Source organism: Rhizobium sp. 18055, from assembly GCF_902706285.1.
Lineage (GTDB): Bacteria > Pseudomonadota > Alphaproteobacteria > Rhizobiales > Rhizobiaceae > Rhizobium.
In genome coordinates, this window is the sequence record NZ_CACSKD010000008.1 from 12,164 (window position 1) to 32,706 (window position 20,543).

15 protein-coding genes and 1 riboswitch are annotated in these 20,543 nt (G+C 60.5%); of the genes, 3 read left to right on the top strand and 12 right to left on the bottom strand.

What is annotated here, in order from left to right; genetic code table 11:
- Nucleotides 1–36: 36 nt before the first annotated feature.
- A complete protein-coding gene (locus tag GVL52_RS15245) occupies nt 37–831 on the bottom strand; it encodes a DeoR/GlpR family DNA-binding transcription regulator (RefSeq protein WP_160008544.1) in 795 nt (264 codons plus the stop codon).
- A gap of 381 nt (nt 832–1,212) precedes the next feature.
- Between GVL52_RS15245 and GVL52_RS15250 the strand changes: the two genes are divergently transcribed.
- Entirely contained in the window at nt 1,213–2,712 is a 1,500-nt protein-coding gene (locus GVL52_RS15250) for a DegQ family serine endoprotease (protein ID WP_160008546.1), read from the top strand.
- Between the two features lie 87 nt (nt 2,713–2,799).
- Here the strand turns inward: GVL52_RS15250 and GVL52_RS15255 are convergent, their stop codons facing one another.
- The 9 genes from GVL52_RS15255 to GVL52_RS15295 all read right to left on the bottom strand — a co-directional run bounded on the left by GVL52_RS15255 (nt 2,800) and on the right by GVL52_RS15295 (nt 16,039).
- The gene (locus GVL52_RS15255) at nt 2,800–3,798 is read right to left on the bottom strand and encodes an HD-GYP domain-containing protein (RefSeq protein WP_160008548.1); all 999 of its coding nucleotides are present in this window, start codon (nt 3,796–3,798) and stop codon (nt 2,800–2,802) included.
- Nucleotides 3,798–5,963 carry an EAL domain-containing protein gene (locus GVL52_RS15260; protein ID WP_160008550.1) on the bottom strand — a complete coding sequence of 722 codons (2,166 nt, stop codon included), beginning with the start codon at nt 5,961–5,963 and terminating at the stop codon, nt 3,798–3,800. The genes GVL52_RS15255 and GVL52_RS15260 overlap by 1 nt, the downstream gene beginning before the upstream one ends.
- Nucleotides 5,964–6,416: 453 nt before the next feature.
- Nucleotides 6,417–8,237: an allophanate hydrolase gene (gene atzF / locus GVL52_RS15265; RefSeq protein WP_160008552.1), complete on the bottom strand. Its 1,821-nt coding sequence runs from the start codon at nt 8,235–8,237 to the stop codon at nt 6,417–6,419.
- A 1-nt stretch (nt 8,238) separates the two neighbouring features.
- Nucleotides 8,239–11,778: an urea carboxylase gene (gene uca / locus GVL52_RS15270; RefSeq protein ID WP_160008554.1), complete on the bottom strand. Its 3,540-nt coding sequence runs from the start codon at nt 11,776–11,778 to the stop codon at nt 8,239–8,241.
- Nucleotides 11,779–11,781: 3 nt separating this feature from the next.
- The gene (locus GVL52_RS15275) at nt 11,782–12,432 is read right to left on the bottom strand and encodes an urea amidolyase associated protein UAAP2 (protein ID WP_160008556.1); all 651 of its coding nucleotides are present in this window, start codon (nt 12,430–12,432) and stop codon (nt 11,782–11,784) included.
- A gap of 11 nt (nt 12,433–12,443) precedes the next feature.
- The gene (locus GVL52_RS15280; RefSeq protein WP_160008558.1) at nt 12,444–13,265 is read right to left on the bottom strand and encodes an urea amidolyase associated protein UAAP1; all 822 of its coding nucleotides are present in this window, start codon (nt 13,263–13,265) and stop codon (nt 12,444–12,446) included.
- Nucleotides 13,262–14,086, bottom strand: a complete 825-nt coding sequence (locus GVL52_RS15285) for an ABC transporter ATP-binding protein (protein ID WP_160008560.1) — start codon at nt 14,084–14,086, stop codon at nt 13,262–13,264. Before GVL52_RS15285 ends, GVL52_RS15280 begins: the two co-directional genes overlap by 4 nt.
- Nucleotides 14,083–14,901 (bottom strand): ABC transporter permease, encoded by an 819-nt coding sequence (locus GVL52_RS15290; RefSeq protein WP_160008562.1) that lies wholly within the window; start codon nt 14,899–14,901, stop codon nt 14,083–14,085. The genes GVL52_RS15285 and GVL52_RS15290 overlap by 4 nt, the downstream gene beginning before the upstream one ends.
- Before the next feature lie 64 nt (nt 14,902–14,965).
- Nucleotides 14,966–16,039 carry a putative urea ABC transporter substrate-binding protein gene (locus GVL52_RS15295; RefSeq protein ID WP_160008564.1) on the bottom strand — a complete coding sequence of 358 codons (1,074 nt, stop codon included), beginning with the start codon at nt 16,037–16,039 and terminating at the stop codon, nt 14,966–14,968.
- Between the two features lie 73 nt (nt 16,040–16,112).
- Nucleotides 16,113–16,222, bottom strand: a riboswitch (guanidine-I (ykkC/yxkD leader).
- A gap of 224 nt (nt 16,223–16,446) precedes the next feature.
- On the opposite strand from GVL52_RS15295, the gene GVL52_RS15300 reads away from it, so the two are divergent.
- A complete protein-coding gene (locus GVL52_RS15300; RefSeq protein ID WP_160008566.1) occupies nt 16,447–17,250 on the top strand; it encodes a potassium channel family protein in 804 nt (267 codons plus the stop codon).
- A 116-nt stretch (nt 17,251–17,366) separates the two neighbouring features.
- Complete coding sequence (locus GVL52_RS15305) at nt 17,367–18,398, top strand: substrate-binding domain-containing protein (protein WP_160008568.1); 1,032 nt, start codon at nt 17,367–17,369, stop codon at nt 18,396–18,398.
- Nucleotides 18,399–18,413: 15 nt separating this feature from the next.
- Here the strand turns inward: GVL52_RS15305 and GVL52_RS15310 are convergent, their stop codons facing one another.
- Nucleotides 18,414–19,679 carry an ABC transporter substrate-binding protein gene (locus tag GVL52_RS15310; protein WP_160008570.1) on the bottom strand — a complete coding sequence of 422 codons (1,266 nt, stop codon included), beginning with the start codon at nt 19,677–19,679 and terminating at the stop codon, nt 18,414–18,416.
- Between the two features lie 27 nt (nt 19,680–19,706).
- A complete protein-coding gene (locus tag GVL52_RS15315) occupies nt 19,707–20,543 on the bottom strand; it encodes a carbohydrate ABC transporter permease (RefSeq protein WP_160008925.1) in 837 nt (278 codons plus the stop codon).

Genomic DNA, 20,543 nt, shown 5'->3' on the forward strand with positions numbered 1-20,543 from the left:
AAACAATCATATAGGAGGGAACTCGAAAGGCGCGCCTCAGGCAGGCTCGGGGCGATGCAGCTGTCTTTGCATGTTCGTTTCAATCAGCCTGACGTCGTTATCGAGACAGAACTGCCGAACGGAAGGAACCACACAGCGGTCGGTGATGAAGGTATGCACCTGGGACAGCTGCGCGATTCGAACCGGTGCTGTTCGCTCGAATTTGGTCGAGTCGGCCACAAGTATGACATGTCGGGCATTGGCGATGATCGCCTGCGCCACCTTCACCTCGCGAAAGTCGTAATCGAGAAGCGCGCCGTCCTCATCGATCGCGGAAGTGCCGATCACCGCGTAATCGACCTTGAACTGCCGGATGAAATCGACAGCCGCCTCCCCGACGATACCGCCATCAGCGCCGCGAACCACGCCGCCGGCGATGACCACCTCGATCGCGGGCAACAGCCTCAACCGGTTGGCAACGTTGATGTTGTTGGTAATCACCATCAGTTCATGATGATTGATCAGTGCTTCACCGACCGCCTCGGTCGTCGTGCCGATGTTGATGAACAGCGAAGCGTTGTTGGGAATGAGACTGGCGGCGGCAACGCCGATCGCCTGCTTCTCGCCAGAGGCAATCTGGCGCCGCGCCTCGTATCTGACATTCTCGGTTCCGCTCGGAAACACCGCACCACCATGTATCCGGGTGAGGATCTGCGCGTCGCAAATGTCGTTCAAGTCCTTGCGAATGGTCTGCGGCGTCACCGAGAAATGCGCGGCCAGTTCCTCGACAAAAATCCGGCCTTTCGACTTGGCCATATCGACGATTTCGGTTTGACGGTCGCTCAGGAACATAGTGCGAGTGCTTTCGCTTCAGTTTCGTTTTGTGCGCACACATGCATAGCAGAGCCGGGGCCGGCACGCAAAACAGCAAGCGGTAAAACCATGGCGTTTTTGCCGAGCGCCTGCGCCATGTCGCGAGGGGCACCGGACAACCCAAACTTGCGTGATCGATCCGCAGCCGGGAGAGGTGGAGATCAGCTACACTTGCGTGCCACCAATATATACTTTCGTAGTGACACATTAAATTGCTGTAATCTATGGACGTTTCGTAATGAAAACCTAATGTATATTTAATTTGAAAATATAGTTCGCTCAAATCATATGTAACTCACGCGTTTAGTTTTCCGGACGAAAGCTCCCGCGATCGAGCAACACATTTTCAGGACGGACACCATGTCAAATATCCTCAATCGCCGCCGGTCAGCTGCTTTGCTGGGTGCAGCAATCATCGTTGGTGCGGCTTCGCTTCCCTACGCCTTCGAAACATCGCCCGCCGTCGCATCGCCGGCAGCAGCCGCGCTTTCCGCTGGCGGCAACGGTTCGTTTGCCAGCATCGTCGATGCCGACAAGCCAGCCGTTGTGACCATCGTTACCACCACGAAGGCGGCAGATTCCGAAGACAGCGCCGACAACTCGGAGATGCAGGAACAGTTCAAGCAATTCTTCGAGCAGCAGGGTATCCCGATGCCGCGCCAGGCGCCGCAGCCGCAGTCCGGTGAACATGCGCAGGCTCTCGGTTCGGGCTTCATCGTCAGCCCTGAAGGCTATATCGTCACCAACAACCACGTGATCGCCAATGCTACCGACATCAAGGTGACACTCGATGACGGAACGGAACTGCCGGGCAAACTGATCGGCGCCGACACGAAGGCTGACCTTGCCGTTATCAAGATCGAGGCACCGAAGCCACTGCCGACCATTGCCTGGGGCGATTCCAGCAAGCTGAAGCTCGGCGACCAGATCCTCGCCATCGGCAATCCCTTCGGCATCGGCACAACGGTCACGGCCGGTATCGTCTCGGCACGCGGCAGGGATCTGCACAGCGGCCCGTACGACGATTTCATCCAGATCGATGCGCCGATCAACCACGGCAATTCGGGCGGCCCGCTGGTTGACCGCGATGGCAATGTCGTCGGCATCAACACCGCCATCTATTCGCCGAACGGCGGCAGTGTCGGTGTCGGCTTCGCCATTCCCTCGGATGAGGCCAAGACGATCGTTGCCAAGCTGCAGAAGAGCGGTTCGATCGAACACGGCTATCTCGGGGTCCAGATTCAGGCCGTCAACCAGGATGTCGCCGATGCTCTCGGCCTTGCCAAACCACAGGGCGCACTCGTTGCCGATGTGACGGCAGAATCACCTGCGGCCAAGGCCGGCTTCAAGGCTGGCGACGTCGTGACCAGTGTCGGCAGCGGCAATGTGACATCGCCGAAGGATCTGTCGCGTCTGGTCGCCGATCTGTCCCCGGGCGACAAGCAGACCGTCACGATCTGGCGCGGTGGCAAGAGTGTCGATCTGAAGGTCGCGATCGGCGGCAACGACGACGGCCAGCAGTTGGCCAGCGCCAAGGGTGACGACAAGCAGGCTGCGAGCGGCCCGAAGATCGGCGTCGGGCTTGCAGACCTGACACCTGACATCCGCGAGCGGCTTGGCCTTTCGCAGAAGGTGGAAGGTGCCGTGGTCGCCAATGTCGCGCCTGACAAGCCAGCCGCGAAGGCTGGCCTGCAGACCGGAGACATCATCCTCTCCGTGAATGACAAAACCGTTCGCGATGCGAATGAAGCTAAGAACGCGGTGGCAGACGCAGCAAAGACCGAGAAGAAGTCCGTGCTGCTTCTCGTACAGCGAGGTGGCAACAAAACCTTCGTGGCTGTTCCCTTCGCTGCAGCCTAGCGTTCGGAAGGACCGGCGCCGCCGCGCCGGTCCTTTTTCATCCCAACAGACCAAGCAGCCCAAATTATCGTTCAGAGACCATCGCTCTCAAGCGATCGCCCCTGAAATGACCATCTTGGATACAAATGCGCCAAGCAGCGTCGGATCGAAGTGACCCGGCGACCGCAGCATGAGGTCGATCGTCTGCGCCTGCGTCCAAGCCTTCTTATAGGGCCGGATTGTCGTCATCGCTTCGTAGACGTCGCAAATGGCGGCCAGCCGCGCCACGTAGGGTATCTTTTTACCCGCAAGGCCATGCGGATATCCGGCACCGTCAAAGCGCTCGTGGTGATGCAGGCAGATATCGAAGACAGCCGGCGGCAGATCCTGAAAATGAGCCAGCAACTCGGCACCCCGCGCCGGGTGCGTCTTGATTACCGCGAACTCCTCATCGCTGAGTTTCCCCGTCTTCGTCAGGATGGAACGCGGCAGAGCGACCTTGCCGATATCATGCACCAGCCCCGCAAGGGCCAATGTCGATATGGTGTCTTCACTGAGCTCCAGTGTGCGGCCGAAGGTCACCATCAAAGCGCTGACGGCCAGGGAATGCAGGAACGTATACTCGTCCTTGCTCTTCAACCGCGTAATGCCGATCATCGCCGCAGAACTGTTCTGTGCAGTCGATATGATCTGGTCTGCGGCAGCGCGCGCGTCACGGATATCGACAGTACCGGAGAGCCGTGCCTCTGAGAAAAGCTCACGAATGAGCGGCGTGGTCTCTTTGATGGTCTCCTGGGCTTCTCGGATTTCCTCTTGGGAATGACGTGCAAAAAGCGCAGCTTCAAATTGCTTCGGATCATACAAGCCGCCCGGGCGCGATGTGTTCAACACATCGACACCCTTGCCGGTGTTGATCACAATGCTGATGACCTTGCTGCGAAGAACCCGCTCGATGTCCTGCGGCGAAGCGATCATGAAGCCGGCAGTCTGCCGATGGCGCTGACCACCCTCAAGCTCCTCGACAAACATGCCCAACCGCGCCTGATGCAATCGGATGCGCTTTGTCGTTCCGTGCTTGGAGACTGTCCTCAATTGATTGCTGTGCATCAGGCCATCTTCCGTACAGGTTGGTCGCTCAGAACAGCCTTTTCCAGAACGTCAGGCCTGCCGAAGTAATATCCCTGGAACTGGTCGCATCCCTCCCGCGTCAGAACAGTCATCTGCGCTTCGGTTTCGATGCCTTCGGCAAGCACGGGTATCTCGAGGCTCTTTCCCAAGGCGAGAATGGCACGAACGAAAGCCTTCGACTGCTTGTTTGTCGCGAGATCGGCGACAAAACTGCGGTCAAGCTTGATCCTGTCGAACGGGAAGGAACGCAGCGTTTCGAGCGAAGAATACCCCGTCCCGAAGTCATCAATGGCAACGGTGATCCCCATAGCCCTGATCTGACGCAGGATATGAAGCGCGCGCTGCTTGTCGCCGATGATTGCGGACTCCGTCACCTCCAGTTCCAGCCGGTGTGGGGGGAGACCCGTTTCCAGCAGGATCTCGCGAACCTTGTCCACGAGTTGTACGTTTGAAAGCTGGAGCGGCGACAGGTTGACGGCAACTTTCTCGTTGAGAGGCCAGGTTACCGCATCACGGCAGGCCTGTTGCAATACCCATGCACCCAGCGCGGAAATCGCACCGCATTCCTCGGCAATCGGAATGAACGTATTGGGAGGCACGATGCCGAGAACGGGATGCCGCCAGCGCAGCAGCGCTTCATAGCCGACGGCGTCATGCGTGCCCGCGTCACGCTGGACTTGGTAGTTGAGGAAGAACTGGCCCTCTTTCAACCCGGTCCAGATATCCAGCGCAAGGGCGCGGCGTGCTCTCTCAGCCTCGTCCATGGAGGCCTCATAGAAACAGACCGTCTCTGCAAAATTTTCCTTTGCCCGGTACATGGCCATATCGGCATTGCCGAGCAGCTTTTCGCGATCCGTTGCGTCGATCGGATAGATGGCGACGCCAAGGCTTGCTCCTGGCCTCATCTCAACCATATTGACGATGATGTTTTCCGTCAGAGCCTTGCGCAGGCGCGCAATGAACTCATGCAAGTGGTCCGCCTGGCTGTAGTGCTTCATGGCGACGAACTCATCGCCGCCAAAGCGCGCGACCATTTCGCCAGGGCGAAGACTTCGTTGCATACGCTCCGACACCACACACAGAACAGTGTCGCCCGCGGCGTGGCCATAGGTATCGTTAATGTCCTTGAAGCGGTCAAGGTCGATGTTGATGACCGATACCCGTGAGCCCGTGACGCCGGACTCGGCGATCGCCTTGTCCAGTGCGTCGATGAATTGCCGGCGGTTGGGGAGTCCGGTCAGGACATCGTGTCGCGCAAGATGGGCTATACGCCGCTCGGATTGAACACGCGTCGTCACATCCTCTATCGTCATGACCCACGCCGTCGAGTCTGTCGGCATGCAGGTGCTGCGGATGATCCTGCCGGTCGGCAACTCGACGATCGCTTCGCCGCCACCTTGCTGAATGAGCTCTTGGTAGCGACCAAGGCGCGCCTGGGCATTGGTCGGATTGATGAGGCAAAGCTCTTCCAGTGTTTTTCCGGTGAGATCAATCGACGGATCCACACCCGTTATTTCACTGAGACGACGATTGTGCATTGCCAGCTTGCCATCTTCGTCGAACAGGCAAATCGCGTTGGCCATATGCGTGAGCGCGAGCTGCAAATCATCGGAGGCTTTCTTGAGCTTGGCGTCGGACAGCATCTGCTCGGTGCGATCACGCGTGATCTTGGCAAACCCGAGCAGTTCGCCTTCCTTCGACCGTATGGCATCGATAACGACGTGCGCCCAAAGCCGCGTGCCGTCCTTGCGCAAACGCCAGCCTTCACCTTCGAATTTACCCGTTTCGGCAGCGATGCTCAGATTGATGCCTGGAAGACCGGACAGCTTGTCCTCGGCGGTGTAGAAGCATGAATAGTGCCTCCCGACAATTTCCGTCTCGGTATAGCCTTTGGCTCGCTCCGCCCCCGTGTTCCAGTTACTCACTCGTCCATCAGGGTCCAGCATATAGATGGCGTAGTCTGTTACGCCTTGGACGAGAAGCTGGAAACTCTGTTCGCTGCCCGCCTTTGAGAAGCCGAAAACCGGCCGGGCAGGATGGCGCCATGTGAGGTACAGATAAATTGAAATCAGGCAAAACAGCACTGCAACAGCGATAACGCGAACATCATATTCGACCGCAAAAATGGTCAGGACTTGATACATATTTTCTCACCAGAAGCATTTTCCCTCACATGGCTGTGAGATTTAGCTGTTTTAGGCGAGAGAACATTAATAACTCATGGAATTAGAACGTTGTATTGTAGCGCAACACAAAGACGTGAGAAATTTTCGATTTCTAGTCGCTATATTGTCACAAAGACAATGAAGGCAGGGGATTTACTGCAGAAATTCACCTGTAATTACTTGTAGAAAATAGGCCGGGCGATTTTAACAACCCAGACAATGACGAGGGCAGCAGCCTCTCGGGGATGCCCGAAACCGACATTTGTTCTCTCAGGTCATAGATCGCCCGCGGCGAGCAGGCTGGCCGAAGCGGTACCGCGCAGGACGTAAATTGGGGGATCCTGCGCCCGATACCGCTTGCGGCTTACCGCCCATATCGCTGCGGCAGATGCAGCAAGGCGACGATGGTGGCGATCGATAAAACCGGCGCAATCAGTTCTTTAGCTCGGCAGCCTTGAGCGATGCCACATAAGCCCGCCAGCCACCGTGCGCGGTCACTTCTGCTGCATCCGCAACCGCGTGGGCCTCACAAAGGAAGCCCGAGATGCCGGTTCCGTCATCCAGCGCAATCTTGCCGATGCCAAGCGGTGCCGGGATCTTTTGGACAAAGCGACCAAACCCCTCTGCTGGCAAAGTCCAGACCTCCACCTCCAGGCCGGGGCCTGCAAACCCCGGCTCGCGGATAAGACCGGGTTTCGGCGGGACCGTGCCACGCAGCGCAAAGAGCCTATAATCTGCCATCGTCCGGCAGGCCTTCACCCGCCGTCCACCCAGCGTTGTCAGTTCGTGATTGAGCGGCATGCCCGATAGATTCGCGCCAACCACAACAATCGGGATCTGGCCTTCATCAGGCGCGTCGATGGCTATGGTCGCCGGTAGCACTGCAGACTTGTCGGGACCCATCCCGCAGCGTGCCGAGCGATGGAGCGCATCGGCAACGATGGCCAATGCATCATCGGTAAACGCGCGGCCGACGACAGTGACACCGCCGGGCAGATGACCTGCACGATCAAAGCCTGCGGGGATGGCGACAGCAGCGCAATCGAGGAGGTTGACGAAGTTGGTGTAGCGCCCGAAACGGCCGTTCAGTTCGACCGGGTTTGCCCGCATATCCTCGACCTTATAGGTTGTCGGCGATGTCGGCAGCAGAAGGATATCAACCTTCGCCCACTCGTCTTCGGTCGCCTGCTTCAGTTCCGCCAGACGATATTGCCCTTTGAAGGCTTCCACGGCCGTCTTGCCCTGAGCTCCCTCGATGATCAGCCGCACCGTCGGGTCGAAATCACCGGCATTGGTGCCGAGAAACGCTTCGACGGCGGCAAGCCTTTCAGCCACCCACGGGCCGTTATAAAGCAACTCCGCAGCCTGCCGGAACGGCGCGTAGTCGAAGGTGACAATCTCCCAACCCAGCATCTTCGCCCGCTCGATCGCCTGATCGTAAAGCTGCTCGACCTCGTGATCCCCGTAGAATTCGCGCTCCGCTTCCCCGAGCACGCCGATGCGTAACCGGTCGATCGGAAGCGCCACCTGCCCCGCGCTGCGGGAAAACGCATCGCTGCGGTCAAGTCCCTGCAGAACCTTGCGAACGGCGACGCCGTCGCCGACCGTTGCCGAAAAGACCGTGACGCAATCCAGGCTCCGGCAGGCCGGTATGACACCCGTATTGGGCACCAGGCCGGGCGTCGGCTTGATACCGACCAGATTGTTGAATGCCGCCGGCACGCGACCTGAACCGGCCGTATCCGTACCCAGGCTGAAGGCTGCCAGGCCGGAGGCGACAGCCACGGCAGATCCCGAGCTGGAGCCGCCGGAGACATAGTCTGCGTCGAAGACCGACCGTGGCGCGCCATAAGGAGAGCGCGTGCCATTCAGGCCGGTGGCAAACTGATCGAGATTGGTCTTGCCGATCAGGATTGCGCCGGCCGCGAGCAGCCGGGCGATGACGGTGGCATCCGCTGCCGGTTGATACGCATAGGCCGGGCATGCCGCGGTGGTCGACAGGCCTGCTGCATCGATATTGTCCTTGGCTGCAAACGGAATGCCCCATAGCGGCAGGCTGTTCGCCTCAGGCGCGCGCGCCATCAGCGCTCTGGCCGCCTCGCGCAGCATGTCGTCTGAGACCTGGGTGATGAAGATCGCGGGGTCGGCTGAGGCAGCGCGTCTTACAATCACTTCCTCGACCACCTCCAATGGGGTCAGTCCGGAGGCATAGGCGGCGCGCAACGTTACGATATCAAGAATGATTGGCAGCATGTCAGATTTCCTCCAGCACAACGATGATGTCACCGGCCTTGATGTTTCGGCCCGGCCCGGCGCGCAGCTCCCGCACGCGACCTGCAGCATGCGCCGTGACGTTGATTTCCATTTTCATGGATTCGATGATGGCAAGCGTGTCGCCGGCAGCAACCGGGGTGCCGGGTTCGACCAGCATCTTCCAAATATTGCCAGGAACAGCGCTGGCAACCCCGAAGCAACCGGCAGGGATGTCGCCATCCATGTTCTCGAGAGTTCCTTCGTCGGTCACGAAGCTATCGAGCCCTGCTTCCTTCCAGCGAAAACGCTCGGCGTTGAACGCTGCCTGCTGGCCGGCCTTGAAACTGCCGATGGCGGCGGCGTTCGCCTGCAGCTCTTTTTCGTAGGCTGCGTAGGAAAACTCCGTCTCTTCGATCTTGATCGGATACCCACCATGCGGAAAGGCACTGCGCGCTTCCGTGAGTTCCTTGTGATCAACAGGGAAGAACTTGATCTGGTCGAAGAAGTTCAGCAGCCAGGGCTTTCCCTTGGCAAAGACCGGCGTCTGCCGCCAGGTGTTCCACACCTGGATGGTGCGGCCGAAAAGCTGATAGCCACCCGGACCTTCCATGCCGTAGATGCACATATAGGCACCGCCGATGCCGACAGCATTTTCAGGCGTCCATGTCCGCGCCGGATTGTACTTGGTCGTCACCAGCCGGTGCCGGGGATCGATCGGCGTGGCCACAGGCGCTCCGAGATAGACGTCGCCAAGCCCGAGTACGAGATAGTTGGCGTCGAACACGACATCGCGCACCGCCTGTTCATCCGCAAGACCGTTGATGCGGCGAATGAACTCGATGTTGGAGGGGCACCATGGCGCATTCGGGCGAACCAGTTCCTGATACTTCCGCATCGCCAGTTCGGCATCCGGATCGTTCCAGGAGAGCGGCAGATGGACGATGCGGCTTGGCACCTTGACATCCTGGGCGGCTGGCAATGTCCGCTCGATTTCTGTTAACAGACCAAGCAGACGCTTTCGCGTCAGCGTCGTTCCATCATAGTGGATCTGCAGCGAGCGGATACCCGGTGTCAGATCGATGATACCGGGGAGATGGGCATCGGTGACCGCCTGCATCAGCAAATGGACGCGCAAGCGGAGGGCGATGTCGAGCGTCATCGGCCCGTATTCGACTAGCAGGTTGTCGTCGCCCTGTCGTCTGTACAGCACGGAGACCGGGCCGTCATCGCTGGCGCCGACGATCGGTGAGCCAACATCCTCCCGCGGTCGATGCACTGCCGGGGTCGCAATCGGGTCATCCGGTCTCGCGACCGGCCGGAAGCATACGCGATCGCCGGGCTTCAACTGACCCATCTTCCATTGCTCATCGCGGGCGATGACCGCAGGGCAGACGAAGCCGCCTAAACTTGGACCATCGGGCCCAAGGATGATCGGCATGTCACCGGTGAAATCGATGGCGCCGATCGCATAGGCGTTGTCGTGCAGGTTGGACGGATGGAGCCCCGCCTCCCCGCCATCGACGCGCGCCCATTTCGGTGTCGGCCCGATCAGGCGAACCCCTGTGCGGGCGCTGTTGAAATGCACCTCGTAGGATGCGGAGAACAGCTGTTCGATGTCTCCATCCTGGAAGAAATCAGGTGCGCCATGCGGGCCGTAGACGACGCCGATTTCCCAGTCGTTCGTCAGGTCCGGCGCCTTGGAAGCGGGTGCAATCGGCGTTGATTGCGCCTTGCGCGCCAGATGCAGGACGTGTCCGGTCTTCAACGTGCCGGTGGCATTGCCACCGAACTGACCGAGACCGAATGTTGCGCGTGATCCCAACACGACAGGCGCGTCCAGGCCTCCAGCGACGGCCAGATAAGCCCGCTGCCCCGGGCCGGAGATGCTGCCGATCGACAGCAGCGCGCCAGCGGGAACCGAGACGGCCTGACCATGTTCCACCGCAACGCCGTCAAGCATCATCGGCATTCTGGCGCCAACGAGAGAGACCGTGGCGTCGCGGAAGAATTTGAGCGTCGGCCCGGATACCGTCAGTTCCAGTGCCGCGGTCGTCTCGTCATTTCCAACCAGCCTATTGGCATGGCGGAACGACCGCTCATCCATCGGCCCGCTCGGCGGAACGCCGACATGCCATAGCCCCAGACGGCCCGGCAGTTCCTGTATGCTGGATTGCGCGCCCGGAGACAGAACCTCCACGACATTGGGGACGAATTCCAACGTGCGAAGGGCAGTGGTCGAAACATTGCCGCTACAAAGCAGCTCGGATTGCGCGATGACGCGGAGATAGTCGAGGTTGGTCTCGATGCCGTAGATCGACGTCTCCGCCAAAGCGGCGTTCAGCTTCTCGATCGCGGCTGGCCGATCATTGGCGGCCACGATGATCTTTGCCAGCATCGGATCGTAGAAGGGACTGACCTCCGTGCCGGTTTCGATCCAGCTATCGACGCGCGCATTGGCCGGAAACTGCACCTGCGTGAGCAGGCCGGCGCTCGGGCGGAAATCGGCATGCGGCATCTCGGCATAGACACGCACCTCGATGGACGCGCCCTGCGGCTTTCGGTCTTCGGCGCCTGACAGCACGTCCTCGCCCGCGGCCTGGCGGATCATCCACTCGACGAGATCGATGCCATAGACCGCTTCCGTCACCGGATGTTCGACCTGCAAACGGGTGTTGACCTCGAGGAAGTAGAACTCCTCGCGCTTCGGATCGTAGATGAACTCGACGGTTCCCGCTGACGCATAGGATATCGAGGCACCGAGTTCGGTGGCGGCGCGATGCAGCCGGGCGCGAACAACATCGCTCAAACCCGGCGCAGGCGTTTCCTCCAACACCTTCTGATTTCGCCGCTGCAACGAGCAATCCCGCTCGCCGAGTGCGACCACCCTGCCCTTGCCATCGCCGAAGATCTGCACCTCGACATGTCGGGCATCGGCGACAAAACGCTCGATGTAGACGCGCGCATCGCCGAAGCTTGCGGTTGCCGTGCGCTGGACAGTTTCGAACGAGGCCCTCAGGCTCTCCGCATCGGCGCAGAGCTGCATGCCGATCCCGCCGCCGCCGGCCGTGCTCTTCAGCATCACCGGATATCCAACGCTATCGGCAGCCGACAGCGCATCCTCGGCGGACTGCAGCAACCCGCTGCCGGGCAACAGCGGAACACCACTTTTCTGCGCCAGCTCTCGCGCTGTGTGTTTTAGGCCAAACACCGAAAGATGCTCAGGCCGCGGGCCGATGAAGGCTATGCCCTCTGCGGCCAGGCGCTCGGCAAAGCCGATATTCTCCGACAGGAAGCCGTAGCCAGGATGCACCGCGTCCGCGCCCGTTGCCCTGCAGGCGGCAATCACCGCATCGACATCGAGGTAGCTCTCGGTCGCCGGCGCCGGGCCAAGGCGCACGGCCTCGTCCGCCATCAGCGCCGGCATGGCGAAGCGGTCGGCGTCGGAATAGACGGCAACCGACGCGATGCCCATGTTCCGCAATGTGCGGATCACCCGGACGGCGATTTCGCCCCGGTTCGCAATCAGGATTTTCTTGAACATCGATCAGCCCTCGGCGTTCCAGATCAGAACCCTGATCGGCGTCGGATCGAAACCGTTGCAAGGGTTGTTGATCTGCGGGCAATTGGAGATGACGCAGAGCACATCCATGTCCGCGACCATCTCGACGTAATCGCCGGGCGCGGAAATGCCATCGACAATCGTCATCTCGCCGTTCGGCTTGATCGGAACGTTCATGAAGAAGTTGATGTTCGGCACGATGTCGCGCTTGCTCATCCCGTGCTTGCTCACCTCAAGCAGGAAATTGTCGCGGCAGGCGTGCAGGTATTTCGTCGCATGGCCGAAACGCACCGTGTTGCTTTCGCAGGAGCAGGCGCCGGCAGAGGTATCGTGGCGGCCGCAGCTATCGGCCGTCATGCGCAGCATGACATTGCCCTCGCTTGAGATGACCCGGGTACCAACACCGACATAGGCGGCACCCTGCGCCCGCATCGTGTCCTGGTTGGAATAACGCTCGGAAAAGTCGTCGGCACGATAGAACAGCGTGTCGATCGCCTGCTGGCCATAGCTGTCCTCGATGCGGATCGTCTGGCCCTTCCTGACGATCCCGGACCATGGTGCTTCAGCCGGGATAAAGTGATCCTGCACGGCGTTGTCGAGCGTGCGGGCGTCGGATGTCTGGATGAAATTTCTCATGATCGCCCTCCTTACGCCGATGCCATTGCGTTGTTTTCGAAGCCTCTGACGGCTTCGGCAGTCGCCGTGCGCGCGAGATCGGCAGGCGCCGGAACAGCTGCGTGAAAGCGGGTGATCGTCACCGGCTGCGGTGCATAGACCGGGCCGGGATCGAGCGGATGCGGGCAATTGGAAAAGCCGACCAGCATGTCCATTTCGGCACGCAGCTCTGCATAGTCACCGCTGTTGGAGCGCTTGGCGCGCCAAGTAAAACCACCGGCCTCATCGATACTGACGGGTGCAAAGAGGTTGATCATCCCCGGGATGTCGCGACGCTCCAGGCCGAGCTTGCCGGCCAGCAGAACAAGGTTGTCGCGCGTGTTGCGCGTCTTTTCACCGGGATACTTCTCGGCATTGGTCGCAGCTGTCGAGCCGCCCATGAGGCAATCGTGGGCACCGGAGCTGTCCTCGACCAGCGAAAACATGACCCGGCCCATGTCGGAAAACAGCACCCGACCCTTGCCGAGCGCCGTCGTCCACTGCACCTTGGCGGTATCGACAAGGTTCAACCGCTCGCTGGTATCTGCGGCGTTCCAGGCGACGAGCGCGATCGTCGAGCCACCCTCGCCCTGATCGACACGGATCGCCTCGCCGCGCTTCAGCAGCGTCGACCAATACCATCCGCCGGGGATGACCTCCTGATGGATCACGGCGCCATCAGCGATCGCCGGTGCCGGCAGCGGGCTGCGCTCCGGCAATGCCTTGGGCGCAAATTCCAGCCCCTTCTTCTGGTGTTCCTCGTAGCGGGCGCGGTTGGCTGCTATTTCTTCCGCAGAGCGGTTCACATGCATCATGCCTTATCTCCAGATAGGGTCAGGTCGTCCTGACGTTGCCCCGGAAATACGACCGGGCCGTCCCGGTCAGGGCTGAAAATGGATGGCTCGCCCGCAAGGCGCGGCGGCCAGATCGTAATGTCGCTGGTAATCGTCGCGCCGTAGCGGATCTTCTCCTCCGGCCGATCGCGGCGACGCTCGAAGGCGATGACGCGGCTTGCAAGCGTGAAGGCCTCGCGCATGTCGTGGGTGACCATCACAACGGTCATCTGCGTCTCGTTCCAGAGCCGCTTCATCAGCGTGTGGATCTCGGCACGGATGCCGGGGTCGAGCGCGCCGAACGGCTCGTCGAGCAACAGCACCTTGGGCTTCATGATCAGCGCCTGGGCCAGCGCCAGACGCTGTTGCATGCCGCCTGAAAGCTGCGATGGGTATTTGCTTTCGGCACCGGCCAACCCCACCTGGGCAATCAGATACCGAGCCTCCTCCATCGCCTCGCGACGGGCCGCACCGAAGAGCTTGGCCTGATACCGGGCGGCGGTGAACTCCTTGCCCAGCAGCACATTGCCGAGCACCGTCAGATGCGGAAACACCGAATAGCGCTGAAAGACCACGCCACGGTCCGGCCCCGGCTCGGGCGGCAGTTGCACGCCGTCGAGCAGGATCGCTCCCCGCGTCGGCTGCTCCTGCCCGAGCAGCATGCGCAGAAACGTGGTCTTGCCGCAGCCGGATGGCCCGACCAGGGCAACGAAGGCGCGTGAAGCGACGGTCAGCGACACGTCCTCCAGCACGATCTGGTCGCCATATTCCTTCCAGACTTTTTCGATCCTGAGCTCGCTCATGCCTGTTTCTCCAGCACAGACCAGGGGAAGACGGCGGCGGAGATGCGATCGAGGACATAGTTCATCGCCACGGCCAGCAGCGTGATCCAGACGACATAGGGAAAGATGATGTCCATCGACAGATAACGGCGAACCAGGAAGATGCGATAGCCGAGGCCGGAATCCGATGAGATCGCTTCTGCCGCGATCAGGAACAGCCAGGCCGGACCGAGCTGCAATCTGAGGCAGGTGATCAAGCGCGGCAGAACCTGCGGCAGCACGACGCGCAAGGCGATCTGCCAGGAGGAGCCACCCAGCGTTTCCGCCTTGACGATCTGCTCGCGCGGCAGTTCAAGCGCCTTGAGCGCCAGATCGCGGATCATCGTCGGCGCAACGCCGATGGCGATCAGCGTGATCTTCGAGGTCTCGCCAAGCCCCATGGCGATGAACAGGATCGGCAACAGTGCCAATGGCGGCACCATCGAGACCGCAGCAACGAAGGGCGCCAGCAGCGCCCTGAGATAGGGAAGCATGCCGATCAGCATGCCGACGATCAGCGCGATGGCCGTCGAGATGCCGAGACCTGCCAGTAGCCGGATCAGGCTGGCCGACGTATCCGACCACAGCAGATACTGGCCTGTCCTCGCATCGGCGATGAAGGCCATGCGGTTGATCGCGTCAGTCAGCGCCGAAAGTGTCGGCAGCAGTTTGTCATTGGCGTTGTCTGCCAGCCGCGCCGCCGAGCCAAAGGCATAGGCGATCACCAGCAGCACGAACGGCAGCAGCATCAGGGCGAGCTGCGCCCCTTTGCTTGGCCTCGTGTTTATCCAGCGCATGAAGATGCTCCGTTCACATGGGACGACAATCCGGCGCGGAGATCCGCGCCGGTCGAGGGATCGCTTAAAGCGACCCGTCGGCCGCTGCCTTCATGTACGTTTCCGTAAAGCGAAGCTTGACGTTGCCGCTGTCGCCCAAAACCTTGCCGTCCGGCATTTCGATGCCGATGACATCGGCAGACGGTGCGCCGTTGCCGAGCAGGCCCTTTTCGAACAGGAAGTTGCGCACCAGATCCATGGTCTTCGGCAGGCTTGGCGAGGCTGTGAACGCAACCGCATCAGCCGGCTTGTCGAACAGCTTGGTGGCAGCCATCTGCGACTCGAAGCCCTTGAGATCGGTGCCCGAGGCAGAGCCCATCGCCTCGCGCGCAGCCTTGCCCTCGGTGCTATCGGCAGTCATCAAGGCTGCCGTCTCGTACCAGATGCCGGCAAGCGCCTTTCCGAAGTTCGGGTTGTCCTTGAGGACCCCTGTATTGGCGGCCATCAGATCGATGATCTCGCCGGGCACCTGCGAGCTGTCGAACACCTTCTTGGCAGTCGGGTCTTCGAGAATACTCGATACCAGCGGGTTCCAGGTGACGACGGCCGTCACATCGGCGGTCTTGTAGGCGGCAACCATATCGGCATCCGAGGTGTTGACCACCTTCACGTCGCGCTCCGTCAGCTTGATGCTTTCGAGCGCGCGGGCCAGCAGATAGTGCGAGACGGAGTATTCGACGAGGTTGACGTTCTGTCCCTTGATGTCGGCAAGGCTTGTCTTGTCCTTCAGGATGACCGCGTCGTTGCCGTTTGAAAAGTCACCGACGATGACAGCCGTTGTATCGACGCCGCCCGCCGCCGGGATCGACAGACCATCCATGTTGGTCAGCGTCACCGCGTCGAAGGCGCCGGCCGTGTACTGGTTCATCGACTCGACATAGTCGTTGAACTGCGTGACCTCGATCTTGATGCCGTATTTGTCGGCCCATTTCTTGACGATGCCGTGGTCTGCCGCATAGCCCCAAGGCATCCAGCCGACATAGATCGACCAGGCAACCTTGAAGTCTGTCTTCTGCTCGGCCCGACCAGCGGACGCGAACCCGAAGGCCAGAACGGTGGAGAGGGCTGCGACTGAAATGATCTTCGAAAAAGTCTGCATTGAAATTCCCCTTTTGCGTATAGAAAAAGGGATTGGCAAAGACCATCGCACCGCCAATCCCTTGGCTTACGAGGTCTCCCGGGCTTTTGTCCCGCCGTGCACCCGGTGGGATTTCTCCCCCAACCGGTGGCAGCTCTCGGACCAGCACGCTCTCAAAGCGCCGGAACCCTAGCCACCAACTCTGCTCACTATCATGCAACCTGCGTGCCAACTGGAAATCATTGGAATTTCAAAGATGCCCATTGAGACGTGCCGAAAAAAGAAGCTGAGCACGGGGCGATTTTAGGCAGATTGCATCCAGCCTTGCCTTTTCCGGCATTTGAGATGACCAAGACGGATCGCCGTTGAAACCGGTTACGCCGCATCACGGCGGTTGAAAATCTGACGGTCGCTGATAGTTCTTGCGGATGAGCAATACCCATCCCGATTCAAGCCAAACGGCGGATATCTTCAAAAATCTGAGAAAGCAACTGAACTGGTTGCAACGAGGGAAGGACATCCGTTCCCTGCAGTTGCAGGGCCTGCTGGCATTCATCGATCTGGCGATCCTGGCCTTCTTCCTGTTCGGTCCCTATCTCCGGGCAGGCCCGTCCTATCTCATCATCGACTACCTGATCGCCGCATGGGTCACCGTCGAGCTGGTTGCGCAGGCCATCACCGCCGGAAATCTGAAGACCTTCCTTCGGCGGCCGATGAGCTGGGTCGATCTGTTCATCCTGGCGACCCTGCTGTTTCCCGACCTGCTGTTCAATTTTACCTTTCTGCGGGCCATGCGCATCTGGGCAATCGGCAACAGCCCGTTCCTGAAGGAGGGTCTGAGACGGCTCGGTTGCGGCCATCTGCTCGACATCGTTCGCGCCTGTGTCAATCTGCTGGTGTTCCTCTTCATCGTGACCGGCTTCGTCTACACCACGTTCTTCTATGACCAGGGAGGCGGGGAAGGGTTTGTCGATGCGCTGTATTTCACCGTCGCCACCGTCACGACGACAGGCTTCGGCGATATCACGCTGCCCGGCGTGACGGGGAAGCTGACGTCGATCGTCACGATGATCATCGGCATCTCGCTGTTCGTCCGCCTCGCCCAGGCGGTGGTCCGCCCCTACAAAGTCAGGTTCGCCTGCCCGGAATGCGGATTGCAACGACATGACGCCGATGCCGTCCACTGCAAGGCGTGCGGACATCTGCTGAACATTCCCGATGAAGGCGAGTGAATTCCATCAGGACCGATATCCAGCAGGCCTGAGCAGGGCCAGCCATTGCGCCGGGTCGCAATGTCCCTGTAAGGGCTGCACGGACTATTCTTCATAAAGAGCGAGAGAGCCAAGCCATGGCGACATTGCGCCAAGTTGCCGAACGCGCCGGTTGCTCGCTGGCGACGGCAAGCCGCGTTCTCAATCACAGCGGCCCGGTCAGCGCAGCCATGGTCGGCAAGGTGCGCAAGGCCGCAGGCGAGGTCGGCTATCGCGCGCCAGGCGTGGCCAACAAGGGCGCGCGTCGGCCGGTGATCGGTGTGCTGGTCCCGAGCCTCACCAACCCCGTGTTTGCCGCCTCCCTGTCCGGCATTCAAAACCGCATGCTGAATGCAGGGCATAGCGTGCTGATCGCGCAATCCAATTACGATCCGGATCAGGAGGCGGACGCCATCTCCGGGTTGATGAGCGAGCGGCCGACCGGCCTGATCCTGACGGTCTGCGACGGCATGACCAGCCAGGCGCTGCAGGGCGACCTGCCGCCGACAGTGCTGCTGCACAATCTGCCGACGGATCGGTTTCCAGCCGCCGTGACCGTCGATAATTTTGCGGCAGGACGCGATCTCACCCGGTTTTTGCTGTCGATGGGGCATGAACGCATACTGTTCATCTCCGGCAGCTTCATCGCCTCAGACCGGGCCTCGCGTCGATATCGGGGGTACCTGCAGGCGCTTCGCGACGCCGGAAAGACGCCGTTTGGCGCCATGCAAATCCCATTCGTCTCCGACTATGACCAGATCGATATTGCCGCGGCGATGCGCGAAATGCGCCCAACGGCGATCATTGGCTCGAACGATCTCCTGGCACTCGGGGTCATTGCTGCCCTGCGGCGCGAAGGCATTTCGGTTCCGCGCGACATATCGGTCGCCGGCTTCGACGGCATCATCATCGGCAGGCTCGTCGATCCGCCCTTGACGACGATCGACATGCCGGATGCGAGCATGGGCACGACGGCCGCTTCCCTGCTTCTCGACATTGCCGAGAACGCGGCACCTGAGCGGCATCTGGAACTTGCCTATTCGCTGCGCAGAGGCGGCACCGTGCGCAATCTGAACAGTGACACCGAAGAGAAATGCCGCCGCATCGGTGGATGCGGCGGCGTAAGTTAAATTCCGAACTCTGGCTTAGCTGCGCGGCAGCATGCCCGAAACGTCGGAAGCGGCGTCGTCGAGGGCTTCCTTGGGTTCGGCCGACTGATCGACCACACGCGACAGATTGTCGACGATGGTCTGGGTGACGCGAACGCCGTTCGCGCCGGGGAAAGCGTACCACGGGATCATCCGCGACATCTGGCTGAGACCGGCCTTGAAAAGCGGGTTCTTTTCATAGAAATCGCCGAGATAGTCGGCCGACTTGGCAGCCAGCTCGTTGTTCGGCACATAGCCGGTACCCGGCACGACGACCGAGGCGCCGTAAGGGCCGGCTGCGAACTTGGCGAACTTCCAGGCGGCTTCCTGCTTTTCGGCATCCTTGGTCAGGATGACGATGGCGTTGCCGCCGGTCGGCAGCTTGCCGTTGACCGGGTCGAGCAGCGGGATCTGCGCGGTGCGCAGATCGAACTTGCCGCCGACATTCTTGATGGTGTTGCGCAGAGCCCCGGTTGTCTGGAACTCGAAGCCGACCTTGCCGGCTGCGAACGCCTGCTCGCCCGCAGACTTGGTGAATACGGGAAGGCCGCCTTCCTTGACCATGCGCGACAGAACTTCGACAGCCTTCTGGCCTTCAGGGCCGTTGAAGGTGACTTTGCTTTCGTCGTCGCTGAGCATCTTGCCGCCAGCGCCGAACAGCAGGGCCGAGAACATCCAGTCGTCACCCTGCCAACGGAAATCGATACCATCGACACCATTGCCGAGCGCCTTGATCTTGCCGCCGAGCGCGATGACTTCGTCCCAGGTCTGCGGCGGAACGTCAGGGTTGCCGCCGGCAGCCTTCACCAGATCAGCGTTGTAGTACATGATCGGGTTGGAGGTCGCGAAAGCGAGGCCGATCTGCTTGCCCTTGACCTGTGCGAGCTTCAGGATCGTGTCCGAGAAGCCCTGCTCGGCCATGTTGCCGTCCTGCTTGATCAGCGGGCCAAGATCGACGGCGACGTCGCGCTCGTCGATCATGCGCAGGCGGTTCAGGCCGATGAAGGTCAGATCCGGCATTTCAGCCGTGCCGACCTGGCGAAGGATCGTCTGGATGCCTTCCTCATAGGTGGCCGAAGGGCTGGCGAACTGGATCTTGATGTCAGGGTTTTCTTCCATGAACTTCTTCGAGATCGTGTCCATCACGTCCTTGAAGAAGCCTGGCATAGGATAGTGGACCGTCAGGGTCGTGTCGGCATAGGCCGGCACGGTGACTGCCATGGATATGGCCGCTGCGGCGAGAAGCCGGGTGATACGTTTCATCGCTCGTTCTCCTGTTGATACGACCGGTCAGCCTTTGAGACCGGTCATGGTGATGCCCTCGACGAAACGCTTCTGCGCAAACAGGAAAGCGGCGACGAGGGGAAGGGTAATGATCATGGTGGCGGCCATCAGCGCGCCGTAGTCGTCGCCAGCCTCTGCCGCGCGGAAATACATCAGGCCGAGTGGCGGCGTGGCGTAGTCCTGCTTGCTGATGACGACGAGCGGCCAGTAGAGATCGTTCCAGTGGGCGACGACCGAGAAGATCGAGAAGGCCGTCACGGCCGGCCAGGCGTTGGGCACGATGACGCGGGCCACGATACCGAGTTCGGACATGCCGTCGAGACGGGCTGCGTGGATCAGATCGTCCGGCATGGCGCGGAAGAACTGCAGGAACATGAAGATCGCGAAGACCGAGATCGAGAACGGTGCTACCAGCGCTGTGTAGCTGTTCAGCAGCGACAGGCTGCTGAAGGCGACGTAGAGCGGCAGAGCGGTGGCATGGATCGGCACCAGCAAACCGAGCATGACAAGCACCATCATCAGCCGTGCCGCACGAAACTTCAGCTTTGCCATGGCATAGGCGCAGGGGATTGCGATCAGCACCTGGAAGAAGAAGATCAGGCCGCAGACCAGCACGCCGTTCCACAGAAGCGTTGCCATTGGCACGCGCGACAGCGCCTTGGTGAAATTGGCGACGTAGTAGAAATGCTCGGGGATCAGCGTCAGGGCCGAGGTGAAGATCTCGCTCTGCGCCTTGCCTGCCGTCGACAGCATGAAGATGTAGGGCGCGAGGAAAAGCAATGCGCCGAACGACATAAGGGTCAGGCGGCTGATACGGCCGATCGTCCACCGGTTGGCGGTCAT